Origin of the sequence: Mesorhizobium sp. M8A.F.Ca.ET.208.01.1.1 (assembly GCF_004791315.1) — a bacterium.
Taxonomy (GTDB): domain Bacteria; phylum Pseudomonadota; class Alphaproteobacteria; order Rhizobiales; family Rhizobiaceae; genus Mesorhizobium.
Genome location: NZ_SRUT01000002.1, coordinates 1142328 through 1164064, shown reverse-complemented (window position 1 = coordinate 1164064; position 21737 = coordinate 1142328). Strand labels below are relative to the sequence as shown.

Annotated in this window: 18 protein-coding genes and 3 pseudogenes; 14 read left to right on the top strand and 7 right to left on the bottom strand. The window is 61.6% G+C overall.

Annotated elements, in window-relative coordinates; translation table 11 throughout:
- Positions 1-58 precede the first annotated feature (58 nt).
- Positions 59-778 carry a LuxR family transcriptional regulator gene (locus EN851_RS16225; protein WP_126057768.1) on the top strand — a complete coding sequence of 240 codons (720 nt, stop codon included), beginning with the start codon at positions 59-61 and terminating at the stop codon, positions 776-778.
- A 92-nt stretch (positions 779-870) separates the two neighbouring features.
- Positions 871-1503, top strand: coding sequence for an acyl-homoserine-lactone synthase (locus tag EN851_RS16220; RefSeq protein WP_126057769.1), 633 nt, complete (start codon positions 871-873; stop codon positions 1501-1503).
- A gap of 366 nt (positions 1504-1869) precedes the next feature.
- Here the strand turns inward: EN851_RS16220 and EN851_RS37105 are convergent, their stop codons facing one another.
- Positions 1870-2118: a DUF6074 family protein gene (locus EN851_RS37105; RefSeq protein WP_063169245.1), complete on the bottom strand. Its 249-nt coding sequence runs from the start codon at positions 2116-2118 to the stop codon at positions 1870-1872.
- 600 nt (positions 2119-2718) lie between these two features.
- Here EN851_RS37105 and EN851_RS16210 point away from each other — a divergent pair.
- From EN851_RS16210 to EN851_RS16205, 3 genes are all read left to right on the top strand, one after another.
- A complete protein-coding gene (locus EN851_RS16210; RefSeq protein ID WP_245454734.1) occupies positions 2719-3189 on the top strand; it encodes a hypothetical protein in 471 nt (156 codons plus the stop codon).
- Positions 3182-3316, top strand: coding sequence for a hypothetical protein (locus EN851_RS37680; protein WP_256754986.1), 135 nt, complete (start codon positions 3182-3184; stop codon positions 3314-3316). The genes EN851_RS16210 and EN851_RS37680 overlap by 8 nt, the downstream gene beginning before the upstream one ends.
- A 174-nt stretch (positions 3317-3490) precedes the next feature.
- Positions 3491-3736 (top strand): hypothetical protein, encoded by a 246-nt coding sequence (locus tag EN851_RS16205; protein ID WP_063169243.1) that lies wholly within the window; start codon positions 3491-3493, stop codon positions 3734-3736.
- A gap of 189 nt (positions 3737-3925) precedes the next feature.
- On the opposite strand, the gene EN851_RS16200 is transcribed toward EN851_RS16205, so the two are convergent.
- On the bottom strand, positions 3926-4315 hold the full coding sequence (locus EN851_RS16200) for a hypothetical protein (protein ID WP_024505560.1): 390 nt from the start codon (positions 4313-4315) through the stop codon (positions 3926-3928).
- Between the two features lie 707 nt (positions 4316-5022).
- Here EN851_RS16200 and EN851_RS16195 point away from each other — a divergent pair.
- A complete protein-coding gene (locus EN851_RS16195; RefSeq protein ID WP_306462679.1) occupies positions 5023-6222 on the top strand; it encodes a cation:dicarboxylase symporter family transporter in 1200 nt (399 codons plus the stop codon).
- Between the two features lie 6 nt (positions 6223-6228).
- Here the strand turns inward: EN851_RS16195 and EN851_RS37100 are convergent, their stop codons facing one another.
- Positions 6229-6798 (bottom strand): hypothetical protein, encoded by a 570-nt coding sequence (locus EN851_RS37100; RefSeq protein ID WP_245454735.1) that lies wholly within the window; start codon positions 6796-6798, stop codon positions 6229-6231.
- A gap of 611 nt (positions 6799-7409) precedes the next feature.
- On the opposite strand from EN851_RS37100, the gene EN851_RS16185 reads away from it, so the two are divergent.
- Entirely contained in the window at positions 7410-8411 is a 1002-nt protein-coding gene (locus tag EN851_RS16185) for a zincin-like metallopeptidase domain-containing protein (protein WP_126059319.1), read from the top strand.
- A 157-nt stretch (positions 8412-8568) separates the two neighbouring features.
- On the opposite strand, the gene groL is transcribed toward EN851_RS16185, so the two are convergent.
- From groL to EN851_RS16170, 3 genes and pseudogenes are all read right to left on the bottom strand, one after another.
- Positions 8569-10224, bottom strand: coding sequence for a chaperonin GroEL (gene groL, locus EN851_RS16180; RefSeq protein WP_126057772.1), 1656 nt, complete (start codon positions 10222-10224; stop codon positions 8569-8571).
- Between the two features lie 65 nt (positions 10225-10289).
- A pseudogene (groES, locus tag EN851_RS16175) lies at positions 10290-10583 on the bottom strand (co-chaperone GroES); the annotation flags it as partial.
- 62 nt (positions 10584-10645) lie between these two features.
- Positions 10646-10993 (bottom strand): hypothetical protein, encoded by a 348-nt coding sequence (locus EN851_RS16170; RefSeq protein ID WP_063169239.1) that lies wholly within the window; start codon positions 10991-10993, stop codon positions 10646-10648.
- A 1010-nt stretch (positions 10994-12003) separates the two neighbouring features.
- Here EN851_RS16170 and EN851_RS16165 point away from each other — a divergent pair.
- The 7 genes and pseudogenes from EN851_RS16165 (at position 12004) to EN851_RS16135 (ending at position 19972) form a co-directional block, all read left to right on the top strand.
- Positions 12004-12327: a DUF736 domain-containing protein gene (locus tag EN851_RS16165; RefSeq protein WP_024505644.1), complete on the top strand. Its 324-nt coding sequence runs from the start codon at positions 12004-12006 to the stop codon at positions 12325-12327.
- A gap of 181 nt (positions 12328-12508) precedes the next feature.
- Positions 12509-12778 (top strand): helix-turn-helix domain-containing protein, encoded by a 270-nt coding sequence (locus EN851_RS16160; RefSeq protein WP_024505645.1) that lies wholly within the window; start codon positions 12509-12511, stop codon positions 12776-12778.
- A complete protein-coding gene (locus EN851_RS16155) occupies positions 12775-13323 on the top strand; it encodes a S26 family signal peptidase (RefSeq protein WP_024505646.1) in 549 nt (182 codons plus the stop codon). Before EN851_RS16160 ends, EN851_RS16155 begins: the two co-directional genes overlap by 4 nt.
- Positions 13311-13994 (top strand): lytic transglycosylase domain-containing protein, encoded by a 684-nt coding sequence (locus EN851_RS16150; protein WP_024505647.1) that lies wholly within the window; start codon positions 13311-13313, stop codon positions 13992-13994. The genes EN851_RS16155 and EN851_RS16150 overlap by 13 nt, the downstream gene beginning before the upstream one ends.
- Positions 13995-14172: 178 nt before the next feature.
- Positions 14173-16143: a relaxase/mobilization nuclease RlxS gene (gene rlxS / locus EN851_RS16145; protein WP_024505648.1), complete on the top strand. Its 1971-nt coding sequence runs from the start codon at positions 14173-14175 to the stop codon at positions 16141-16143.
- Positions 16144-16498: 355 nt separating this feature from the next.
- Positions 16499-17486, top strand: a pseudogene (locus tag EN851_RS16140) (ATP-binding protein).
- A 17-nt stretch (positions 17487-17503) separates the two neighbouring features.
- Positions 17504-19972: pseudogene (locus EN851_RS16135) on the top strand (S8 family peptidase).
- 232 nt (positions 19973-20204) lie between these two features.
- Here EN851_RS16135 and EN851_RS16130 read toward each other — a convergent pair.
- A complete protein-coding gene (locus EN851_RS16130) occupies positions 20205-21734 on the bottom strand; it encodes an E2 ligase fold family C protein (RefSeq protein ID WP_126057776.1) in 1530 nt (509 codons plus the stop codon).
- Positions 21735-21737 lie beyond the last annotated feature (3 nt).

Below are 21737 nucleotides of genomic sequence, written 5' to 3'. Positions count from 1 at the left end.
ATTTAGAACCACGTCTCCGTCGGCTTCCAGCAACCTCCGCGAGGTACGCTAAGCGCAGATGCATCGCGTATTTGAAACCTTGGTCGAGCAACTCTCTGCAAGCGTCGATGCCGTCGATCTCCATGAGGCAATGGCGTCCGCCGCAGCCGGGTTCGACTTTCCGCTCTTCGCTTATTTCACCTACCCATCCGCTTCCGGCGACAGGCCGCGATTGATCTCGAATTATCCATCATCATGGACATCACATTACCTGCAACAGCGCTACCACAGCGTGGATCCCGTGATCCTGCGGGGACTGCGGGGCTGGGATACCTTCGACTGGGGTGTGGACCGCGATCACCGTTATTTGCCGACCTCTCAGCAGGAAGTCCTGGAAAAAGCAGCTGAGTTCGGCATTCGCGGCGGACTGACCATGTCGATGCATGATCATCGCGGCCGGTTCGCCGCACTGACCTTCGCCTCCAACGAGGCGCATCCGCCATTTCTGAGGTCGCTGACGCGCTACGAAAAAGCAATGCAACTGGTTGCGATCAACGTTCATATCCATGCCCGGCGCAGGCTCGCCGAAGATTGCGTGGTAGATGGCATAACGCTCACCCGGCGGGAGTTCGAGTGCCTGAAATGGGCGGCGTGCGGCAAGTCGGCCTGGGATATCAGCCAGATTCTCGGTGTCTCGAAACGCACCGTGACCTTCCATCAGGAAAACGCCAAGGCGAAGCTTGGCGTGCGAACCATCAACCAGGCCGTAGTGCGGATGGCTGCTCGGGCGAGATCCTGATCCTCTCCAAGTCTAGCTGTAAAGGTCTACAGGCTGCATTCATGACGGCTTTGCCCTTCGATTGCGTGGACACATCCCGCACGGAGACGACAATGATGCAGCTGATAACACCCGACTGCTACGCCGAGTTTGCGAGCGAACTCAAGGAAATGCACGGACTTAGGTATCGGGTTTTCAAGAAGCGGCTCGATTGGGAAGTGCAGACCGAAGGCGAAATGGAAACGGACCCGTTTGACAGCCTGAACCCCGTCTACCTGCTTCTCAAGGGGTCCGATTGGCGAACTTGCGGCTGCGTCCGCCTTTTGCCGACCACCGGACCGACAATGTTGCGCGATACGTTTCCGACGCTGCTGGATGAGATGGTGGTCCCTGCGAGTGCCGATATCTGGGAGAGTAGTCGTTTCGCGCTCGATCTCCCTGCGACAGCGCCGAAGGCAGCTGGCGGCCTGGCCCAAGCAACCTACGAGCTCTTCGCGGGGATCATCGAATTCGGCTTGGCCAACAATCTCTCCGGGATCGTAACGGTGACAGATACGCGCATCGAAAGGATCCTTCGTCTCGCCACCTGGCCGTTGTCACGTATCGGACAGCCCAAGCAGGTCGGCAACACCGAGGCAGTCGCCGGCTTCCTCGATATTTCCTACGCCAGTCTCTTGCGCATCCGCTGGAGGGGACGCCTCAACGGGCCGGTGTTGTGGCAACCAGTTCTCATCCAATCGGCATAGCGCCTGCGGATGCTCAGCCGTGACTTGAGTTAAGTCTGCTCACGGCCGCCACCGCCGCCGTGAGGGTGAGCGGACCCGCCCCCACGAGCTTTCGACTGTTCCGGTCGATTGGCTCGCGCGGCCGGACTTTGGATTTCCGTAGGCGCAACCCGCAGTCCAGCGTGAGCACGCCAAAATGGCGCCCCTCCGCTTCGTCCAAAGAAGCCAACGTGGCTTCTGAGGTCGTCTTAGAATATTGGACCGGCCGCCGTGAGCGATCGCAACCTCAAACCTTTGCCGGTATGCCGGTTTGGCCGGACCGTCGGCCAGTCGGAGCAGTCCCCTGATAAGGACCCGAGCTGACGCGCGGTCCAACAGCGCCCGAGCCTATGCTTTGTGCATTACCGTTCGGTTGGCCATGTCGTCCAAGACCGCATGAAGAAGGCTTCCAACCTCCTGCGCAGCGAGCTCTGGCGCAATTCCTACATCGGACAATTGAATGAGCATTTTCTTGGCAGCACAGCGCCAGAACGCACTCGCCGCCTCGCCGTTCTTGGTCTCGAGGGCCTGGGCGATACTTTCGACCAATATACGTCGCCGATGCAGCGGAAATACGCAAATGTTTGATTCATGCATCAATCCACCTCACAGATTCAGTTCCACAAAGAAAAACACCGGCGTCTTCAAAAGAGCCCCGCTAGCGCGGTGACGGTTCGCGGCGACATGACGAGTTCCACTTCCCCATCGACAAGCTATTGGGAGATGAGCCGCCGGACCGCATATCCGGGACCGCACATAAGGTGAACCACCATTGCTCATCCGGCTGCATTTTCCTGGGCCGTTCGACGAGGCGTTCCAGCCGAATTGACGTCCAATGACTTGATCTCTGAAAGGGCAGGGCGGTACGAATCACCCGATTGTTCCGCTGCTTACATTCCTGCGAGCTTGTGTATGAACGATTAAAGCGTGCCCGAGCCGTTCTTGGTGGCCGCCGCAGAAGGGAATCATGTCATCCGCTGCCTATCGTAGGCGGCGCGACTTCTAGCATGACTGCACTGCCCCGACAGGGCTTTGCAATCGCGCGTTTCGAAGCCTATGCTTTGGCATCGGCCGGCATTTACTTCGGTGCAGCCGACAGTAAGACGTACGCGCTCTTGCCCCGTTGGAAGAGAGCCTTGCCCGATCCCTCTTTCGCGACCAGGTGCTGAAGCCCTCACCCCGCAGGACTTCGCGCTTTTGCGACCATCGCTGCATCACGTCGAACCGGGCATCAAGGACCAGTTGGAGGTCGCGCATCAGCCGATCAAGAACGTATATTTTCCCGAGAGGGGCATCGCGTCGGTGGTCGCCACCATGACCGGCGGGCGGCAAGGTGAAGTCGGCATTGTCGGCTATGACGGGATGAAAGGAATTGCCGTCATTCTCGGAAAGGAAAGCACTACCTGGCGCCTGCCGGTTGAAAACCTTCGCCCTGCGATTAGCCCGTCGCTTCGCACCTCAGTGCTGGATTATGCCCACGCGTTCCTCGTCCAATCATGCCGGACGGCACTGGTCAATGGCCACTCCAAGATCGAAGAACGGCTGGCCCGCTGGCAGCTGATGGTCCACGACCGTGCGGAAGGAGATAAGATCCTCCCGACGCATGAATTTCTGGCGACCATGCTCGCGCCCACCGCCCGGGGTCACCACGGCCCTGCAAATGCTTGAGTATCGAGGACTGGTGCACGCCAAGCGCGGCGAGATCACGATCATCGACCGTGCCGGATTGATAAAGCTCACACATGGCGCTTATGACAAGGAGGAGCAGCGTTATTTCGGCCTGGCCGCTGCCTGAAGCATGTCGGTTGAAACGGGTTCAGCCGACGTCTCCTTGCCCCTCACCAGGTCGCCCAAAAGCATCAGCGGTTTTGAACGAATCGCAGCTATTGTCCGCAATCGGACATAGGCTTGAAGGCGGTCGAATTCGTGCCATAAGTCGGGTTGGTCAGGGTTCAGGGAGGAATTCGTCATGACCAATTCGTTTCACACCGTCACCGTCGAAAAAGCCGCAGAAGCCTATGTCCTTTCCAGGGGAAGGGTCCGCTTTCTCTCCATGGCGCAGGCGATCCGCGCCATCCGAACACTAATGCCGGCATGCAAGGCCACCGACCGCGAGTTGGAGGAACTGTTGGCGGCCGCTTCCTTCGTTCATGGCGTGCCCGTCGCCTTCGACACAAAAACAGCCGATGGTGTAGAACCACGGCTGCATTCCTAAGAGGGCATGCCGCGCCATGCAGACTGTCAGAGGGCATTCGTCAGATGGTAGTCCGCTAACTTAACTGCAGAGTCTAAAGGACGTGTTCCAGCATTGCGAACTCACCGATCGCTTTGTTGCCAAAGCTGCCAGCAAGCGATCGCCTCATCCAGCCGTTTGCACCATCTCATCACAGACATCATCGCGATGCTACCTGTCCAGCATATGTCCAGCATTTCGCAAGGCGGCCAGAAGGAGCCTCGCATAGCCTGTGACATCGATCTGGGCCTGCATCGAAAGGGGCATGCTGGTCCAGTTCTCCAACGGTGCAATGAAAGGTGAGAAGGTGCCATTGACTAGGCAACAACAGCTAACAAGGCCCTCTCGGTCCAATGCCACCACACCGATCTTGTCGCCTGGATATCCAATGGCTGCGACTCGCTGGACCTCCAGGTCACCGTCCACCCGCACGTCAAAAAGAAGGCTACCACGGCTCCTCGTGGCTATCTCAGCCGCCTTCTCATCAAAGCTTGAAGAGAGCAAGCGGACGCTTTCCACCGCCATCTGGAAAATCACCAAATCCAGTTCATTCACGGCCATATGGGCATTTCCGCGCAACGGGTGGTGATTGCAATGACACATACTGCTTGTTCACAGATGTCGGTCACGAACGATCATTCGTCGGGTTCCGGTTCCGACCAACGGTGTCGCCACCTGATCGTGCTGCGGTTCGAACCTTCCGAACGCGAGCCGAGCGCGCTATGAGGTTGGAGTCTAGGTCTCGGACCCTGCCTCGCGGCCTTCTCATCTTTGGCAGACCCGTTGCAACGCCGCCGCGATGGCGCAAACGCCAGATGACGCTGATCCATCGCTTGATCGTGAACTGAGCTTCTGAACACCATTGGGACAGCAGGGTGGAAGGGCTTGACCAACGCTGCCCCCGTTTTCCAAGAGGACCCGTCCTCGATTGAATCTTTCGAGCCCCGTGCGGCGCGCAGCCAAATGATGACGATCTGGACTCAGCTCGCAGACCGCAAGGCAAAGAGGGAACCTTCCAGGCAGCCAAGCTGCTCGACGCAAAGAGCGGCCTTTGGAGTTCCCAAGAATCGACCCTTCCATAGTTGCGACAGGCAACCACTGCACGAGTGTGGGAGAGCGAATCGCAAGCATTGCGTGAGGTCCTGCGCGTTTTCCCCTCTTTGCTATTTGGCACATCGTTTGCGCCGAAGTGGGCGCAGCGTTCGACCGGAGCACTGCATGGGAGAGGGAGGAGCCCCACCCCGATCCGGTCAAGGAGAGAGACGGTGTTGGTTCCAAGAGTTCCCCGCGCGATCGCAGCGCCCCGCAAGCGCCATTTTGCCCGGACCTACGTGCAGGTACTTGCCGCCATAATCCTGGGTGCCGCAATCGGCTATTTCCATTTGGAGACCGGCCACAGCCTGAAGCCGCTCGGCGATGCCTTCGTCGATGTCGTCAAGATAATCACCGTACCTGTCATCTTCCTGACAATGGCGACCGGCATTGCCGGCATGAGCGATCTGCAGAAGGTCGGCCGAGTTGCCGCCAAGGCGATGGTCTATTTTCTCACCTTTTCGACGCTCGCTTTTGTTGTCGGGCTGATTGTCGCGAATATCGTTCAGCCTGGCGCCGGCCTCAACATCGATCCGGCCTCGCTCGATGTCCAAGCCGTTAAGGGCTATGTGGCCACGGCTCACGAGCAGTCCGTGACCAGCTTCCTGATGAACATCATCCCGTCAACGATTGCCAATGCCTTCGCGGAAGGCGACATCCTGCAAGTCTTGTTCCTCTCGGTCCTGTTCGGCGCGGTCTGCCGCTACAACGGCCGCTCGCTCTTCTCTCTCGTCCGATACATCAAGGACGAGCTGCTGCTCGCAATGTCCTCCTCAGAGGCCGCGCTGGCCTCGCTCATGGAGAAGATGGAAAGGGCCGGCGCCACGCATTCGGTCGTGGGTCTCATTCCATTCAATCTGGACGGCACGAATATGATGCTCGCCGCCCTTTTCATCGCCCAAGCGACGAAAACTGATCTCCCGATCGGCTGCCGGATCCTCATGCTGTTTGTCGCATTGTTCCCTTCGAACGGAACAACCCGCATTACCGGTGCAGGCCTCGTCACAATGGCTGCAACGCTCTTTCTTGTTCCGGCCGCACCGGTCACCTCCGTGGGGCTTATTCTTGGCGTCGATCAGCTTATGTCCGAATGCCACGCGCTGACGGTTTTTCTCCGCAGCGTAGCGGCAACGCTGGCTGTCACCCGGTCCGGGGCGAGCGGGATAAACGACGATTCGGGGAGCGCCTCACTAGCGGACCGTTCAGCGCTCCGGCGGTGGACGGTCAAGTCGCCCGGCGTGGTGAACACAATTCCCCGTGCGAACGACGCTCAGCTATTGGGGTGGACCCGATGGCGCAAAGCCGTATTTGAGAAACCGCCAGATCGCACCGGCACCTGTGCGCCTGTAGCAACTGCGGGGCACGATCAAAACTGACCCATTTTACACCAAAAAGGCGGCCGTTGCTGCCACGCCGTCCATGGATTGGAGACTCATGTCTAAGCCGACTGCCATCACTGTCGCAGCTCTTCTTTTACTCCTCGCCTTGCTGGCGAGCCAATATAGCGCGAACCTGCACCGGCAGGCGTGGTCGACCGACAGGCAAAAGTGGAGCGGCGCATTCGACAACGATCTCCTTCGCCAATCGCCGGCAACCCGCAAGGCGATGCCGTTCTGGTCATATTCAATGACTACCACAACTGTCCGCATTGCAGACTGGCTGATATCAACTACCAAAAAGCCTTCAAGCATGAACCCAATCTGAAGCTTGTGATCAAACAGTTCCCGGTCCTGGGACCGGATTCCCAATTCCCAGCCTTCGCCGCACTCGCCTCGAGAAAACAGGGAAAGTTCGACGAATTCCACCGCGCCCTTATGATTTCCCCCAGTTGAAGGGTCACTCTCAAGATCGCAGCGCGTGTAGGCCTTGACGTTGAGCAGCTCAAGCGGGAATGCAAGATCCGGCCATCGCAGATGAAATGCGCGGTCCGCGCACTCGCGAAAGGTCTGCACTTAGACGGTACGCCCGCGTTGGTGGTCGGCGATATAGTGGTCGCCGACCTTGTGGACATGGCCAGCTTGCAACGCTTGCATCGCCGATGCGCGCTCAAAGCGTGCTGGCTCTCGTGCGGGGCAGCATCTGTAGACCGGCCACGCTGTTGTTGCCGGAGCGTGCCGTTTGTGGCAGCTGGCTTTGCTGTCGCTCCTCGTAATCTTGTTGCGGTCATCCAGCTGCCGTGGGCGCCAACAACAATCCTGAGCGCCCGCGCCTGAAGTCGCTGGCCGGGTGCTCGTGAACCGAGCCCGCTTTTCTTCGGCAAGCTCAGGCGGTCTTGGCCCTGCGGCATCGCCCCCTGGCGCGGGGCAGCCTTCGGCTGCTGACGGTCGCCGGCCTGTCGGCCGGCGTCTTTCTATTGTGGCCTTCCCCCTGGCGCAGGGTGGGCAGCACTCCCTTCTAGGCCCGCCGCGGCGTCCCGCAACCCTTCGCTTGTCGCTTTCGGGTCCTCCACTCCGTTCCGGTCCTGCTGATGCAGTCCGCCTCCGACGGCGGGCCTTTCCGGTCGCTTTTGCCGCCCACCCCGCTTCCGGGGAGGGCGCGCGATTGTAGAGCGGAGGACATCACGATGCGTGCAAACAACAAACGTTGCGGCAGCCGACAGGCTGGCGCAGACAGTGGCGGGCGCACCGGCGCCAGCCTTTATCAGGAAATCACCGACCGCATCATTGCCGAACTGGAGCGCGGCACCGTGCCATGGGTCAAGCCGTGGGGCAGGGCAAGGACAGGCCTCGGCCTGCCGCGGAATGCGGCCACCCAGCGCCGATATTCCGGCATCAATATCCTGATCCTGTGGGGCGCGGTCATCGAGCGCGGTTTCCCCAGCCAGAACTGGCTCACCTTCCGGCAGGCGCTTTCGCTTGGCGGCAATGTCAGGAAGGGCGAGCACGGCACCACCATCGTTCACGCTGACCGCTTTGTTCCCAAGAACGAAAAGCAACGCGCCGACACCGATGGCGACGAACCGCAGGCGGTGCCCTTCCTGAAGCGCTTCACCGTCTTCGATGTCGCGCAGTGCGATAATCTGCCCGAACATCTTTACGCCGCCGGCGAGCCTCTGCCTGAGCGCGAGATGGTCCCGCAGGCCGAGGCGCTCATTCATGCAACCGGCGCTGATTTTCGCATCGGCGGCGAGCGCGCCTTCTACATGCCCGGCAGCGACACCATACAGGTGCCGCCGCAGCCGGCTTTCTTCCACCAGATCGACTATTACCGGACCTGCTTTCACGAGCTTGGACACTGGACCGGCCACCCGAGGCGACTCGCGCGCGACCTGTCCGGCTCCTTCGGGTCCAACACCTATGCGCGCGAGGAACTGGTCGCCGAAATCGCATCAGCCTTCATCTGCAGCAGTCTCGGCATCGAGCCGAGCGTGCGCCATGCCGACTACATCGGCTCATGGCTGACGGTTTTGCGCGAGGACAACCGCGCCATCTTCCGCGCCGCAAGCCATGCCTCGAAAGCCGCCGATTTCCTGCTTGGCCGCAATGTCGATGTCGAAGGCGAGGCACATGCCGAAACCGCCTATGGGAGCGCGCAATCCTCACACGCGACCGCCTTGCGCCTCTGATGACGCAAAGCCGCGCGCAACCAACTCGACAGTTCTTTTGAGGTTGCCCTAACGCCGATGGCCGGCGTTGGCGTCGATCGTTCATCGGACCGAGGTTCGCAAAAAAAGAGGGCGGCATTGATGCCGCCCTCTCGTTGCGAAAGCTGCCAGAGCTGGATTAGAAATCCATGCCGCCCATGCCGCCCATGCCGCCGCCGCCCATGCCGCCAGGCATGCCGCCGCCAGCCGACTCCTTCTTCGGAGCCTCCGCGATCATGGCTTCGGTGGTGACCAGCAGGCCGGCGACCGAGGCCGCGTCCTGAAGAGCCGTACGGACAACCTTGACCGGATCGACGATACCCATGGCGATCATGTCGCCATACTCGCCGGTCTGGGCGTTGTAGCCGAAGGTCGCGCCCTTGTTCTCAAGGATCTTGCCGGCAACGATCGATGCTTCCGCACCGGCGTTGGCCGCGATCTGGCGGGCCGGAGCCTGAAGCGCACGACGCACGATGTTGATGCCGGCGGCCTGGTCGGCATTGACGCCGGTGGCCTTGATGTTGGCCGAAGCGCGCAGCAGCGCGACGCCACCACCAGCAACGATGCCTTCTTCGACGGCCGCGCGGGTCGCGTTGAGGGCGTCATCGACGCGGTCCTTCTTTTCCTTGACTTCGACTTCCGTCGCACCGCCGACGCGGATCACCGCAACGCCGCCGGCGAGCTTCGCCAGACGTTCCTGCAGCTTCTCCTTGTCGTAGTCCGAAGTGGTCTCTTCGATCTGCTGCTTGATCTGGGCAACGCGGCCCTGGATCTCGGCCTTCTTGCCGGCGCCGTCGACGATGGTGGTGTTCTCCTTGGAGATCGACACCTTCTTGGCGCGGCCGAGCATGTTGAGGCCGACGTTCTCGAGCTTGATGCCGAGGTCTTCCGAGATGACCTGGCCACCGGTGAGGATGGCGATGTCTTCCAGCATGGCCTTGCGGCGATCACCGAAGCCCGGCGCCTTGACGGCGGCGATCTTCAGGCCGCCACGCAGCTTGTTGACGACCAGCGTGGCCAGAGCCTCGCCTTCGACGTCTTCCGAGATGATGAGCAGCGGCTTCGAGGTCTGCACGACGGCTTCGAGAACCGGCAGCATGGCCTGGAGGTTGGACAGCTTCTTCTCGTGCAGGAGGATGTAGACGTCCTCGAGCTCGGCAACCATCTTGTCGGCGTTGGTGACGAAGTAGGGCGAGAGGTAGCCGCGGTCGAACTGCATGCCTTCGACGACTTCGAGTTCGGTCTCGGCGGTCTTGGCTTCCTCAACCGTGATGACGCCTTCGTTGCCGACCTTCTGCATCGCTTCGGCGATCATCTTGCCGACCGAAGCATCGCCGTTGCCGGCGATGGTGCCGACCTGGGCAACCTCTTCGGAGGTCTTGATCTTCTTGGCGTTCTTGATCAGGGTCGCAACGACGTCGGTTACCGCGAGGTCGATGCCGCGCTTCAGGTCCATCGGGTTCATGCCGGCGGCAACGGCCTTGTGGCCTTCCTGGACGATCGACTGCGCCAGAACGGTCGCGGTCGTGGTGCCGTCGCCAGCGATGTCGTTGGTCTTCGAAGCAACTTCGCGGACCATCTGCGCGCCCATGTTTTCGAACTTGTCCTCAAGCTCGATTTCCTTGGCGACGGTGACGCCGTCCTTGGTGATGCGCGGGGCGCCGAACGACTTGTCGATGACCACGTTGCGGCCCTTGGGGCCGAGCGTGACCTTCACCGCGTCAGCGAGGATGTTGACACCGCGCAGCATGCGCTCGCGGGCATCGCGGGAGAATTTTACGTCTTTGGCAGCCATTTTTAGCTCCTGGCAGGGGCTTCAATCGAGCCCGGGAATTCAGTTGACGAAAGGGCCTGATATGAGCCGATGATGCCCATGATGTCGGATTCCTTCATGATCAGAAGGTCTTCGCCATTGAGCTTGACTTCCGTGCCCGACCACTTGCTGAACAGGATGCGGTCGCCGGCCTTGACGTCCAGCGGGACCAGCTTGCCAGCTTCGTCACGAGCGCCGAAGCCGACAGCGATGATCTCGCCTTCCTGCGGCTTTTCCTTTGCCGTGTCGGGGATGATGATCCCGCCAGCGGTCTTGGATTCGGATTCGACCCGGCGAACGACCACGCGGTCATGCAGCGGGCGGAACTTCGACTTTGCCATTTTCGGATTTTTCCCTGGTGCGCTGTTGAGGGGTTTTTGTTAGCACTCGCGATGGACGAGTGCTAACGCGATAGTGAGGTAGGCTGTAAGCGGGCACTCGTCAAGACGGACGAGGGCAGGCGAGGAGCTCTGGCCCCCTCCCCGGTGGAACCCAACGCATACGCGGCATCCGCGTTGATGGCTGCGAGCCCCACATTTCCATTGAATTCGGCGTCATGACGCCAACTTGCTCGCGCCGCTTCCAAGTCGTCAGTCGTGCTGCCGTCAGCACGAACATAGGGCTGCGCTTCACTTCCCGTCGAAGCCGCGGCAAGCAGCGTCGCCGTCAGCACGCTCCTTTGCAGATGCTTGCCAAAGGTGGACAGTGAGCGCACCTGCGCCGGGCTGTTGGTGCGAACGTAAGACGTCATTGACAACTCCTTTTTGCAAGTCGAGCCCCTTCTCCACCTTCGGCCGCCGTCGACGCGAAGAAGTCCGCATCGCGTTGAAGACGAGCTGCGAAAAAGAGAAAGATGTGTTTGATGGCTGCGGCCCCAACGGTGCCTTCAGATTTGAGATCACTTCCGCCGCGAGCGGCTGAAGCTCCTCGCAACGTCAAATCGAATCTGCTGCCAAGCCTCCAGGAAAGGAGAGCATTGCTCATCTCGCGCTTGTGCATGCAGTCAACCTTCGATCCGTGTTGCCACATCAAGAGCAAATGCCGTGCCAAAGCTCACTGGGAAGTGAACGCATGGCTCTCCCTGAAAACCTCACAAATCCAGCATGGTCAATTGTGCGGAACCCGACATGCGTCTTCTGCCACTGTCAGCTTTCGGACAGGCATGACGCGTTTCGCGCCGACCACCGGTCGATCGGTTTTGGGGCCGGTCTGTTCGCCTCATAAGAGCGCGTTACATTGCGTAGCGGTTTCCCGAGCGCCGCCACATGACACTGGACCTGCAGGTAGCACCGGCTTCTCATCCAGCCTTACTTTGGCCCCCTCGCGTATCAAATTCCCGCTGGCGAGCCCTGCTTTCATAGATCGCACCATGCCGGATGTCTGCTCTGGCGCCCGACCCGCTGGCACGATCTCGATCCGGCATAAGGGCGCAGCATCTTTGCAGGCCGTTTCATCCCGGCGTCCTGCTTGGCTGACAGACCGCACTTGGCGAGCGGTCTCCATGCTCTCTCCAAGGACCATCCCTGCGGCTGGCTTGTCGACCTATGGGCGGGTCCGGCCGCCCGAAACCCTCGCGCCATCAGCTTTTTTCCCCGCCGCCTGCGGCGGCTTCCTCGCGCCGCTTCGCTCACAAAAAAGCTGCCCGCTCGGGTCCTTCACTGTCGCTGCGGCCCTGTCGGATTCAGGCGGTCCTGACGCGCCCATTACGGTGCGCCATCGCAGGGGATGGTCCCCGGCGAAACCACAAAAGGAGACTTCGAAATGACCGCGATCGGTTACGTCAACAAGCAGGAAAACGGCGCCTACAAGGGCCAGTTCAAGACGCTCAGCGTCCGCGCCGACATCGATATCGTCCCCAACCAGGCCAAGAGCGCCGATAACCATCCCGACTTCCGGGTGCTTACGCAAGGGGTCGAAGTCGGCGCTGGCTGGATCCGCACCGGCGAGACTTCCGGCAAGGATTATGTGAGCCTGTCGATTGCAGCGCCGGAGTTCGGACCGCGCAAGCTCTACGCCAATCTCGGCCGAGCCGCCGGCCAGGACGATCACGACACCTACGCCATCATCTGGAACCCGGCCGACTGACCGGCCGAGATAAGAGCCTCGCGCCGCAGCCCCGGCGCGGGGCTCATTCCCAGGAGTTCCACCCAAACCCCGTCCGCCCTAAAGGGCGGCGAAAACTCTCCCCCGACTCTTCGCCCGTCCCCGAGACGATCTCCCTCGCCCATCCTCGCCCTCGCTTGTCCGAAGCGAAACGAGGATCATCATGGACGACGAAAACGAACGCGCGGCCCGCGCGAAAAAGGGCAGCCCGTTTCTCAGCACAGCCCAAGCCGCCTTCTATATCGGGCTCTCCCAGCGCACGCTCGAAAAGATGCGGCTCAAGGGCGGCGGCCCGAAATTCCGCAAGCACGGCCGCTATGTCCGCTATCACATCGACGAACTCGACCATTGGTCGAAAGGACACCCGCAGCACTCCATCGCCGGCGATGGCAAGGCCGGTTCCGGCCAGGGCGGCACGGGAGGCCGTTCATGAGGCGGCGCCCTTCCATCCATCTGATCGGCAGCCGCCTGAGGCGTGTTCGAGCCCGTAAGACGGTCGCCTTGGCCGCGGCCGGTCTCGGTCTTTTGGGCTTCACGGCGCTGGGAAAGCCCGCCCCTTGGCTGGTCTGGAACGCCTCGGCCAGCGCGCCGATCGGCCTTTACCGCATCGCTGCGGGAGCGCTGGCGCGTGGCGATCTCGTGCTCGTGCGCCCGCCTGAATACGCGGCGTATCTCGCCGCCGAGCGCAGCTATCTGCCTCGCAATGTGCCGCTGGCAAAACGTCTTGCAGCGCTGCCGGACGATAATGTCTGCGCCTTCAATGACGCCATCATCATCGGCGGCGACATCGTCGCGCGCCGGCTCAAAATCGACGCCGAAGGCCGACCTTTGCCATGGTGGAACGGCTGCCGAGCGCTCGGGGATAACGAGGTTTTCCTGCTCGGCAGCGACAAAAACCGCTCCTTCGACAGCCGCTATTTCGGGCCTGTTCCCACTCAAAATGTCATCGGGAGGCTCGTACCACTATGGACCGAGTGACCCTCCTCTTGTTGGGCATGATCGCCATTGCGCCATGCGCCTGTTCCGCCTCGACCGGCGCTGAGCCGGTCGCCATCTCCCAAAGTCCGCAGCTGCGAAAGTGGCAGACGTTGGTATCGGAAGCAAGCCGGCGCTTCCATATTCCCCAAGCCTGGATCTATGCCGTCATGGCTGCCGAAAGCGGCGGCAAGACAATGCGCGGCGGCCGCCCCATCACCTCCCCCGCTGGCGCCATGGGCCTCATGCAGGTGATGCCCGGCACCTATGAAGAGATGCGGGTCGAACACGGCCTTGGGCCTAACCCCCACGATCCGCGCGACAATATCCTGGCCGGCACGGCCTATCTCAGTGCCATGTATGACCGCTTCGGATTTCCTGGCCTGTTTGGCGCCTACAATGCCGGTCCCGAGCGCTACGACGAGCATTTGAAGCGTGGCAAACCGCTGCCAGAAGAGACCGTCGAGTACCTCGACCAACTCAAGGCGGCCGGAGTTTCGGCGGCCGACATCGAGGCGTTCGAAAGCCAATCTGTCGCTCCAAAGGCGCAAATCGCTCCTCTCGGACGGTCGCTGTTCTTCATTCATGACGGTGTTCACTCAGGCGTGCGAAACGGCGATCTCTTCGTGCCGCTCGGCAAGGACGGCGCGCAGCCGAAGGAGCCGGTGCGTTAGCCATGGCGGACGGGGGCGCGTCTGGCGGGGCTGGGCGCGGAAGGCAAGATAAAGGTACCGCCTCCAGGAGGCGGTTAAATCTTTGTCTGCACATCGTTTTTCCGGGAGGCTGCCGCCGGTGCCAAGAGGGTTTGACGTGTAAGTGTCTGATTTTGCTTGATATGTCTGGGAGGCTCGCATTAAGGATGACGAGTTCAGGCCGAAGCTCGGCAAAATCGGGTCGCGCGGCTCGAAGGCCGGCAAACGCTATGCCGGCCAGGTTCGTGCGGCGATCAACCGGGCTGGCGGCCGGCCGCAACGCGGTGGTCGCTTCACAGGAAGCCGGACAGGGCGCGGCGGGGCGGCCGCCGCACTGCTGAAATCGCGCGACCGGTATGCCGCCTTCCGCCAGCGCCGGGTGATCGTCAAGGCGCGGGTCGTCAAGCTCGCCGGCAAGGGCGCGGACGGGGCGCGTGCCCATCTACGCTATCTTCAGCGCGACGGGGTCACCCGCGAAGGTGAACCTGGCGAGCTCTACGGCGCCGACAGCGGCCGCGTCGACGGCAAGGCGTTCATCGATCGCGCGGACGGCGACCGCCATCAGTTCCGCTTCATCGTCGCTGCCGAAGACGGCATCGAGTACGACGACCTCAAGGCGCTGACGCGGCGGCTCATGGCGCAGATGCAGGAAGACCTCGGCACGAAGCTCGACTGGGTCGCGGTCGATCATTTCAACACCGGCCACCCGCACAGCCACATCATCGTCCGTGGCAGGGACGACCGTGGCGAGAACCTGGTCATCGCGCGCGAATATATCTCATCTGGCATCCGCGAGCGGGCGGCCGAGCTGGTCAGCCTCGATCTCGGTCCGCGAACCGACCGCGAGATTGAGCTTCGCCTGCGCCGGGAAATGGAGCAGGAACGCTTCACCAGCATCGACCGTCGGCTGCTCAGCATGCGTGATGATGACGGCCTGGTCTCGCCGGGCGGTCCCGACGCCATTCGCCAGACGCTGCACCAGGGACGGCTGCGCAAGCTCGAGCGGATGGGTCTGGCCGCGGAGGTCGGCGCTGGCTCCTGGCGCCTCGACGATGAGCTCGAAGCCACGCTGCGCCGCACCGGCGAACGCGGCGACATCATCAAGACCATGCACCGCGAACTGACCGGCAAGGGGCTTGCCCGCAGGGCCGCCGACTGGGTGATCCACGATCGATCCGGCGAGCCCGTCCAGTCTCTCGTCGGTCGCGTTGTCGCGCGTGGACTGGCCGACGAGATCAATGACCGCCATTACATGATCGTCGACGCCGTCGACGGTAAGAGCCATTGGATCAACATCGGTAGAGGCGAGGCGATGGAAACGATGCCTAATGGCTGCATCGTGCGTGTCGCGCCAAGGAACACCGAGCCGAGGCAGGTCGATCGTACCATCGCCGAAATCGCCGCCGCGCATGGCGGCCGTTACGACGTCGATATGCACCTGAAGCATGACCCATCCGCCACCGAGAGCTTTGCGCGAACGCATGTGCGGCGGCTGGAGGCGATCCGCCGCGCGACCGGCGGCGTCGAGCGAGAGCCGAACGGCACCTGGCTCATCGCGCCGGACCATCTCGATCGCGTCGCGAATTATGAGGGCCAGCGGGCCAGGGCCGAGCCTGTCGTTGCCGACAAGCTCTCCTCAATGGCGCTGGAGCGACAGGTCAGCTTCAACGGCGCCACCTGGCTCGACCGGGAGCTGGTTGCCGATAGACCCGAGCCTTTGCACGGATCCGGCTTCGGCCGCGACGTGAGAGAGGCGCAAGCTCGCCGGCGGCAGTGGCTGATCGCGCAAGGCCTCGCGCATAAAGAACAGGATGGGATCGTCTATCGAGCCAACATGCTTTCGATCCTGCGCCAGCGAGAACTGAACCGTGTTGCTGGCCAACTGTCGGAGGAACTTGGCCTGCCCTATGCCGAAGCGCGATCCGGAGGACGAGTAGAGGGTACGCTCCGCCGCTCCGTCGAGCTTGCCAGCGGAAAATATGCCGTCGTTGAAAAGTCGCGCGAGTTCACGCTGGTGCCATGGCGGCCGGTGCTTGAGCGCCATGTGGGCAAGGAGGTCTCCGGTGTCGTAAGTGGGGAGGGGATTTCATGGACCGTCGGCCGGCAAAGGAGCGGACCTGGTGTTTCGTGAGATGGTGTACAGCTTTTTAGCCAGCGGCGCGGGCAGCCATGCGAGCCCGCGTAGACCTTATGGCCGCACGCCCGCAATCGGTCGCATGGACCTGCCAGGCGGGGCGGCTTTGGAGCGTTCGGACCCGACACGCTGCGTGAGTGGCCAGACTTCGAGCGCTCGAAGATGCGGACTGTTGTCTGCTGGCCGGCGTTATTCCGGCTGGCCTATGACCGCGGCGCAACAGTTCACCGCTGAAGTTGCCACGGGCGAACATCGACAAGAGAAAAAACACCATTGCGCGATACAAATCGCCGTTGAAAGCGTTTAGGTTGCATGCGCTTCGCCAAGTAAACGGATACCCCAGAAGAGAGCCATGACCACGGCCCGCCATATCGTGACGCTGCTTAAAAGCCACATTGCCGGCGACGAGGATCGTTTCCTCTCTATCGCGATGCAGCTTGCTGCGCATGAGGCACGTCAAGGCCATGGTAAGCTTGCTCAGGAGCTCAAGGATCTGGTCGACGCAGCCAAGAGCAGGGACGCCCGGATTGTCAAGAGCAGTCGGCCGGTTCCCCTTTTTCAGCCAAAGGGCGAGCTCGCAGGGCTCCTGCATGTGCGCTATCCGGACCTGCGACTGACCGACATGATTTTGCCGGACAGTCTGCGCTCGCGCCTGCACCGCGTGCTGGGAGAGCAGCGCCAACAAGCAAGCTTGCGCGAGCACGGGCTTGTTCCCCGTCGCAAACTGCTTCTGGTCGGCCCGCCAGGATCAGGCAAGACGATGACCGCATCGGCATTGGCCGGGGAGCTTCATCTGCCCCTTTTCACGATCGTCCTCGATGGTTTGATCACCAAGTTCATGGGAGAGACTGCCGGAAAGCTGCGGCTTGTTTTTGATGCAATGCAGGCGACGCGGGGCGTCTACTTCTTTGACGAATTCGATGCCATCGGCGCGCGTCGAGGCGAACGCCAGGATGTTGGCGAGATTCGGCGCGTGCTGAATTCGTTTCTGCAGTTTCTCGAGCAAGACGACAGCCACAGCCTGATTATTGCGGCAACAAATCATCCCGAGCTGCTCGACAGAGCTTTGTTCCGCCGTTTCGACGATGTCATCGAATACGCCGTGCCCGATCGGCCGATTATAGAGGCGCTGCTTCGGGCTCGACTCGACCGCTTCGACACCAGAGGGCTTGCCTGGAACGAGGCGATCTCTCAGGCAGAGAGACTGTCGCAGGCCGAGATCACGCGCGCGGCCGACGACGCTGCAAAAACCATCATATTGCGGGGGGGGGAAGCGGATCACCTCGGAAGCGCTCATCGACGCTCTGAAGGAACGCCGGCAGGCGTCGCTGTTTGAGTAGCGACAGCACAGATCATAATGGCAGACGATTTTCCGCGCGACCGCGCCCATATCCACCTTCGCAACAACGGCATTCGGGAAGCCTATCGGCGGCCCAACCAACTTATACATGCACCGCCGCTGCCGGCGCGTGATCGGGCGTCGCATGCTGCGGCCTTGACGCAATCCATCGAACAAGCGGTCGAAAGTGCACGCCAGCAGATTGCGGCGCGTGACCCCCAGCTGTCGGTCGGCACGCCTGGCTTTTACCTCGCGATCGATCTGCCCATGTCCGGACGGGCGGCCCTCGACCAGTTGGCCGATCGTCGCCAGCACATGGAGCTGGTCGCCGTCCATGAGCCAACTCAACCCGGTGCTCCCATCACAGCGTCGGTGTTCCTGCCGCAAAGCGCGCAAGCCTATTATTTGCGGAAAGTCGAGGCGTATCGAGACGTTGATACTGACCGCGGCAGACCGCGCAACGAGCCGCTCGTCTCCCGCATGGAGACAGTCAGGCTGGCGACTGCACGATCGTTGTTTACCGACCACGACGACCTCTTCCCCCAGGCCGCTGACGAGCAGGTGTGGTGGGAAGTCTGGCTGCGCGACGGTCGCCGCGAGAACTTCGAGCACATTGCCGAAGCCCTGAACATCACTTTGCGCACGCATGCGGTTAGGTTTCCGGAGCGGGTGGTCATGCTGGCCCTCGCCAGCACGGCAATGCTCGACCGCATGATTGCGCACAGCGATGTCGTCGCCGAGCTGCGGCGCGCGAAGGATACGCCGTCCTTCTTCCTGGGCCTTGGCGGCGCGGAGCAAAGGGACTGGAGCGACGAGCTTCTCGGGCGCGTCAGACCGCCTCAATCCGATATTGCGGTCTGCATTCTCGACAGCGGCGTGCGTCGCACCCACCCGTTGATCGAACCCGCACTTGCCGTTTAAGACTGGCACACCGTCAAACCGGCATGGGGCAGCGACGACACACCTGCGTGGAGCGGCCACGGGACGCGAATGGCAGGTGTCGGCCTGTACGGTGATCTGGTCCCGCTCCTGGTCGGAGGCGATCCAGTTCCATTGCCCTTTCGGCTGGAGAGTGTTCGTATCCTTCCGCCAGAAGACGAGGCAAACGATCCAGAACTCTATGGCGCGATCACCGCGGAAGCGATCGCCCGCGCCGAGGTGCAGGCGCCGGAGCGCCGCCGCGCGATCGCAATGGCTGTGACAAGCGCCAGTCCGGCGCGTGGAAGGCCCACATCGTGGTCTGCCGCTATCGACCAACTCTGTTTCGAAGAGGAACAGCGACGCTTGATCGTTCTCTCTGCCGGCAACATCGGCGATGACCTCATGCCGGCCGAGCATTTGACGCGCAACGATCTGGAAGCAGTCGATGATCCTTCTCAGGCCTGGAATGCGCTGACGGTCGGCGCTTTCACAGAAAAGGTCGATATCATTGACACCGACTTTTCGGGCTACGCTCCGATCGCGCCGGTCGGCGAGCTCTCGCCGCGCAGTCGCACTTCGGTCGTTTGGGACAGGCAGTGGCCGGTGAAGCCCGAGGTCGTCTTCGAAGGCGGCAATCTCGCCCATGACGGTGTGTTGCCCGGCGAGCCGATCGACGATCTGCAGATATTGACCACTTTCTGTCGACCCGAACTGCGCCACTTCACCACCCTCGGAGATACGAGCGCGGCAACGGCCCATGCCGCACGGATGGCGGGACTAATTCTATCAGCGCGCCCCGAGCTGTGGCCTGAATCGGTTCGCGCCCTGATCGTCCACTCGGCCGAATGGACTCCGGCGATGCGCGCACGCATCGATGCGTGCAACGGAGCGAAGGGCGAGATCCAGGCGCTCGTGCGGCGCAATGGTTACGGCGTGCCAGATCTTGGGCGCGCGCTTCTGTCAACGGTGAACGACCTCACGCTTATCGTTGAAGATGAGCTTCAGCCTTTCCAGCGCGAGGGCGGCGCGGCTGCCAAAACGCGTGACATGAAGCTGCATCGCCTGCCTTGGCCGAAGGAGCAGCTCGCGGCGCTCGGCGCTGCCCAGGTCGAGCTCCGCGTCACGCTGTCCTATTTCATCGAACCCAACCCCGGTGAACGCGGATGGACCCGCCGGCATCGTTACGCGTCCCATGGTCTTCGGTTCAGAGTAAAGTCAGCGACCGAGACAGTCGACGAATTCCGAGCCCGCATCAATCAGGCCGCTCGGGACGAGGAGGAAGGGGCGCCTGCTGGAGGCGGAGAAGAGTGGCTGCTCGGCACCTTCCGCGATCGCGGCTCGTTGCACGCCGATTTCTGGTCGGGCAGCGCCGCCGATCTCGCCGAGCGTGACGCGATCGGCGTGTTCCCGGTCGGGGGCTGGTGGAAGGAGAAGCCTTACCTGGAACGCGTCGACGCTCTGGCTCGGTACGCCCTGATTGTGACGATTCGGGCGCCTGGGGTCGATGTTGACATCTTCACACCCGTCGAAGCAGCCCTGACTGTCGAGACGTCGGTCGAGACCTGATGCAGCACTGTCCAAACCGGCCAACAACGGAGGTTTGACCAGCCTCTGGTGCCATGGCGGCTGGTGCTGGATCATCACGTCGGCACGGGATCATGCGCGGAGGACGATAGGCCGGCAAAGGAGCGGGCCAAGCGTGTCATAATGGCGCCCATGGTCACGCCCACAAGCCGCGCCCCCTGCGTCTACGGAGAGGTGCGCGTCTGCTTAGGCGGCCGAGACATCGCTTACCTGATCAACGCGCTCCGTATTTGCGCCTGTAAGCGGCAATGAAATCGTCGTCGCTACAGATGCAGCGGCCGCTGGAGTCCTTGGCCTTCGGATCGTGCAAGTGAGAGCCAAGGGGGCGCAGAAGATTCACCCGAGTGCTCGTCGTCGGGCTCATGGGAAACCCCGCACTATGCTTGACCAAATCCGCGGCAAGCATAATCCCGGCAAGCACCGACTGAAAGGCCATCGGAACCACAGTTCGAACGCGGCGACTTCCTTCGCTAAGCTGGAACACCAGACCGCCGCAGATAGCCTGCTGATAAAAGGAGCGCAGGGGCTGGCCGACAAACGGGGCTAGCGGTTCAAACGGCACAGCCATCGCTGTAGCCACGCGAACTACAAAGTCGTTGGGAACTCCGGCATTTGTCTGCAGGAGCGTTTTCACCTGCTCGTGTGCTTCCGGTATTCCGAGTTCCTCGGCAATCAGCTGGTGCTCGTCCTTGGATTTTCCGGATGGCAGGTACATGCAACAAAGGCAAGCCTGGCCGTCATCGAAACCATGCCGGGAGATACCGAGATCGTGCTCCTGCATCCAAGCGTTTGCGATCCATCGCGGCAGTGCACCTTGGACAGCCAGACGGTCGGCGGCGGTGTCAAGCGCCACACCCACTTGGTCTAAGACCCAATTGCCCCGGCGCGCAACATATTCTGCCCACGTCAGAGGGTGCGCCTCGACCTCAAGGCCAGTCGATCTAAGGGCGGTGGCTGCAAGAACCGCCTTGGACATACCAATCTCCGCCTGGCCGGCCAATGCGTAGCGCTGCAGGTTTGAGAGTTCGATCGCTTCGTGATCGATTACATGCAGACGACCCTTGAGATCGGGTTGTCTCGCTAGCGCCCAAAGCGAGCCATGGCCTATCGCACCGAGCCCAACGAGGTGGGTTTCGCCAAGGTCGACTGGGAAGTCGATCGGGCCAGCCTCCCCGGCTTTGGTCTTGTCGTAGCTGCATAGCGAGAGGTCGATGGTTTCGTCCAACTCGGCGCCGGTCAACTGGGCGGCGAAGATAGTTCGAAAGACGTTGGCGGCGCCGAAGCAACTGGCGGCGCCAGCTCCAAAAGGCAGCAGACTTGGGCCAGAGCCCACCGGGTCCGTACGCGACAGCTTTGCCGCCCAACCGTCCGATCCCACGAAAAAGATCGGGCACCGGAGTGATGGGCGCGTTACCCCTGCAACGACGCAGACGGTGGCAGACTTGCCGGAACGCCGGATGCCGACTTTTGGATTGATCGACTTTGCCAAGCGCTCCAGCGCTTGGGCTTGAGAGCTCGCCGCGCTGTCCAGCGGGAGTATCGCCAGAACCGGGTAGAGCCTAGCGAGCAATCTCACCGCAAGATCTAGTGTCGCCTGGCCTTCGGCGCAGGAAGCGGCCTGATGGTCGAAGGCGACTGCCACGACCTGCTTTTCAAGAGCTGCTTTGAAGTCTCCCAGATGAAAATCGGCCAGGACCTGAGATGCCGCCGTGGCGGCACGATCGATGAAGTTAGCGAATGCCATTGT

Bases quoted from the DNA above. Each gene is read 5' to 3' on its own strand.
- EN851_RS16225 (WP_126057768.1), top strand. From the start codon at position 59: ATGCATCGCGTATTTGAAACCTTGGTCGAGCAACTCTCTGCAAGCGTC.
- EN851_RS16220 (WP_126057769.1), top strand. From the start codon at position 871: ATGATGCAGCTGATAACACCCGACTGCTACGCCGAGTTTGCGAGCGAA.
- EN851_RS37105 (WP_063169245.1), bottom strand. From the start codon at position 2,118: ATGCATGAATCAAACATTTGCGTATTTCCGCTGCATCGGCGACGTATA.
- EN851_RS37680 (WP_256754986.1), top strand. From the start codon at position 3,182: ATGCTTGAGTATCGAGGACTGGTGCACGCCAAGCGCGGCGAGATCACG.
- EN851_RS16205 (WP_063169243.1), top strand. From the start codon at position 3,491: ATGACCAATTCGTTTCACACCGTCACCGTCGAAAAAGCCGCAGAAGCC.
- EN851_RS16200 (WP_024505560.1), bottom strand. From the start codon at position 4,315: ATGGCCGTGAATGAACTGGATTTGGTGATTTTCCAGATGGCGGTGGAA.
- EN851_RS16185 (WP_126059319.1), top strand. From the start codon at position 7,410: ATGCGTGCAAACAACAAACGTTGCGGCAGCCGACAGGCTGGCGCAGAC.
- groL (WP_126057772.1), bottom strand. From the start codon at position 10,224: ATGGCTGCCAAAGACGTAAAATTCTCCCGCGATGCCCGCGAGCGCATG.
- EN851_RS16170 (WP_063169239.1), bottom strand. From the start codon at position 10,993: ATGACGTCTTACGTTCGCACCAACAGCCCGGCGCAGGTGCGCTCACTG.
- EN851_RS16165 (WP_024505644.1), top strand. From the start codon at position 12,004: ATGACCGCGATCGGTTACGTCAACAAGCAGGAAAACGGCGCCTACAAG.
- EN851_RS16160 (WP_024505645.1), top strand. From the start codon at position 12,509: ATGGACGACGAAAACGAACGCGCGGCCCGCGCGAAAAAGGGCAGCCCG.
- EN851_RS16155 (WP_024505646.1), top strand. From the start codon at position 12,775: ATGAGGCGGCGCCCTTCCATCCATCTGATCGGCAGCCGCCTGAGGCGT.
- EN851_RS16150 (WP_024505647.1), top strand. From the start codon at position 13,311: ATGGACCGAGTGACCCTCCTCTTGTTGGGCATGATCGCCATTGCGCCA.
- EN851_RS16130 (WP_126057776.1), bottom strand. From the start codon at position 21,734: ATGGCATTCGCTAACTTCATCGATCGTGCCGCCACGGCGGCATCTCAG.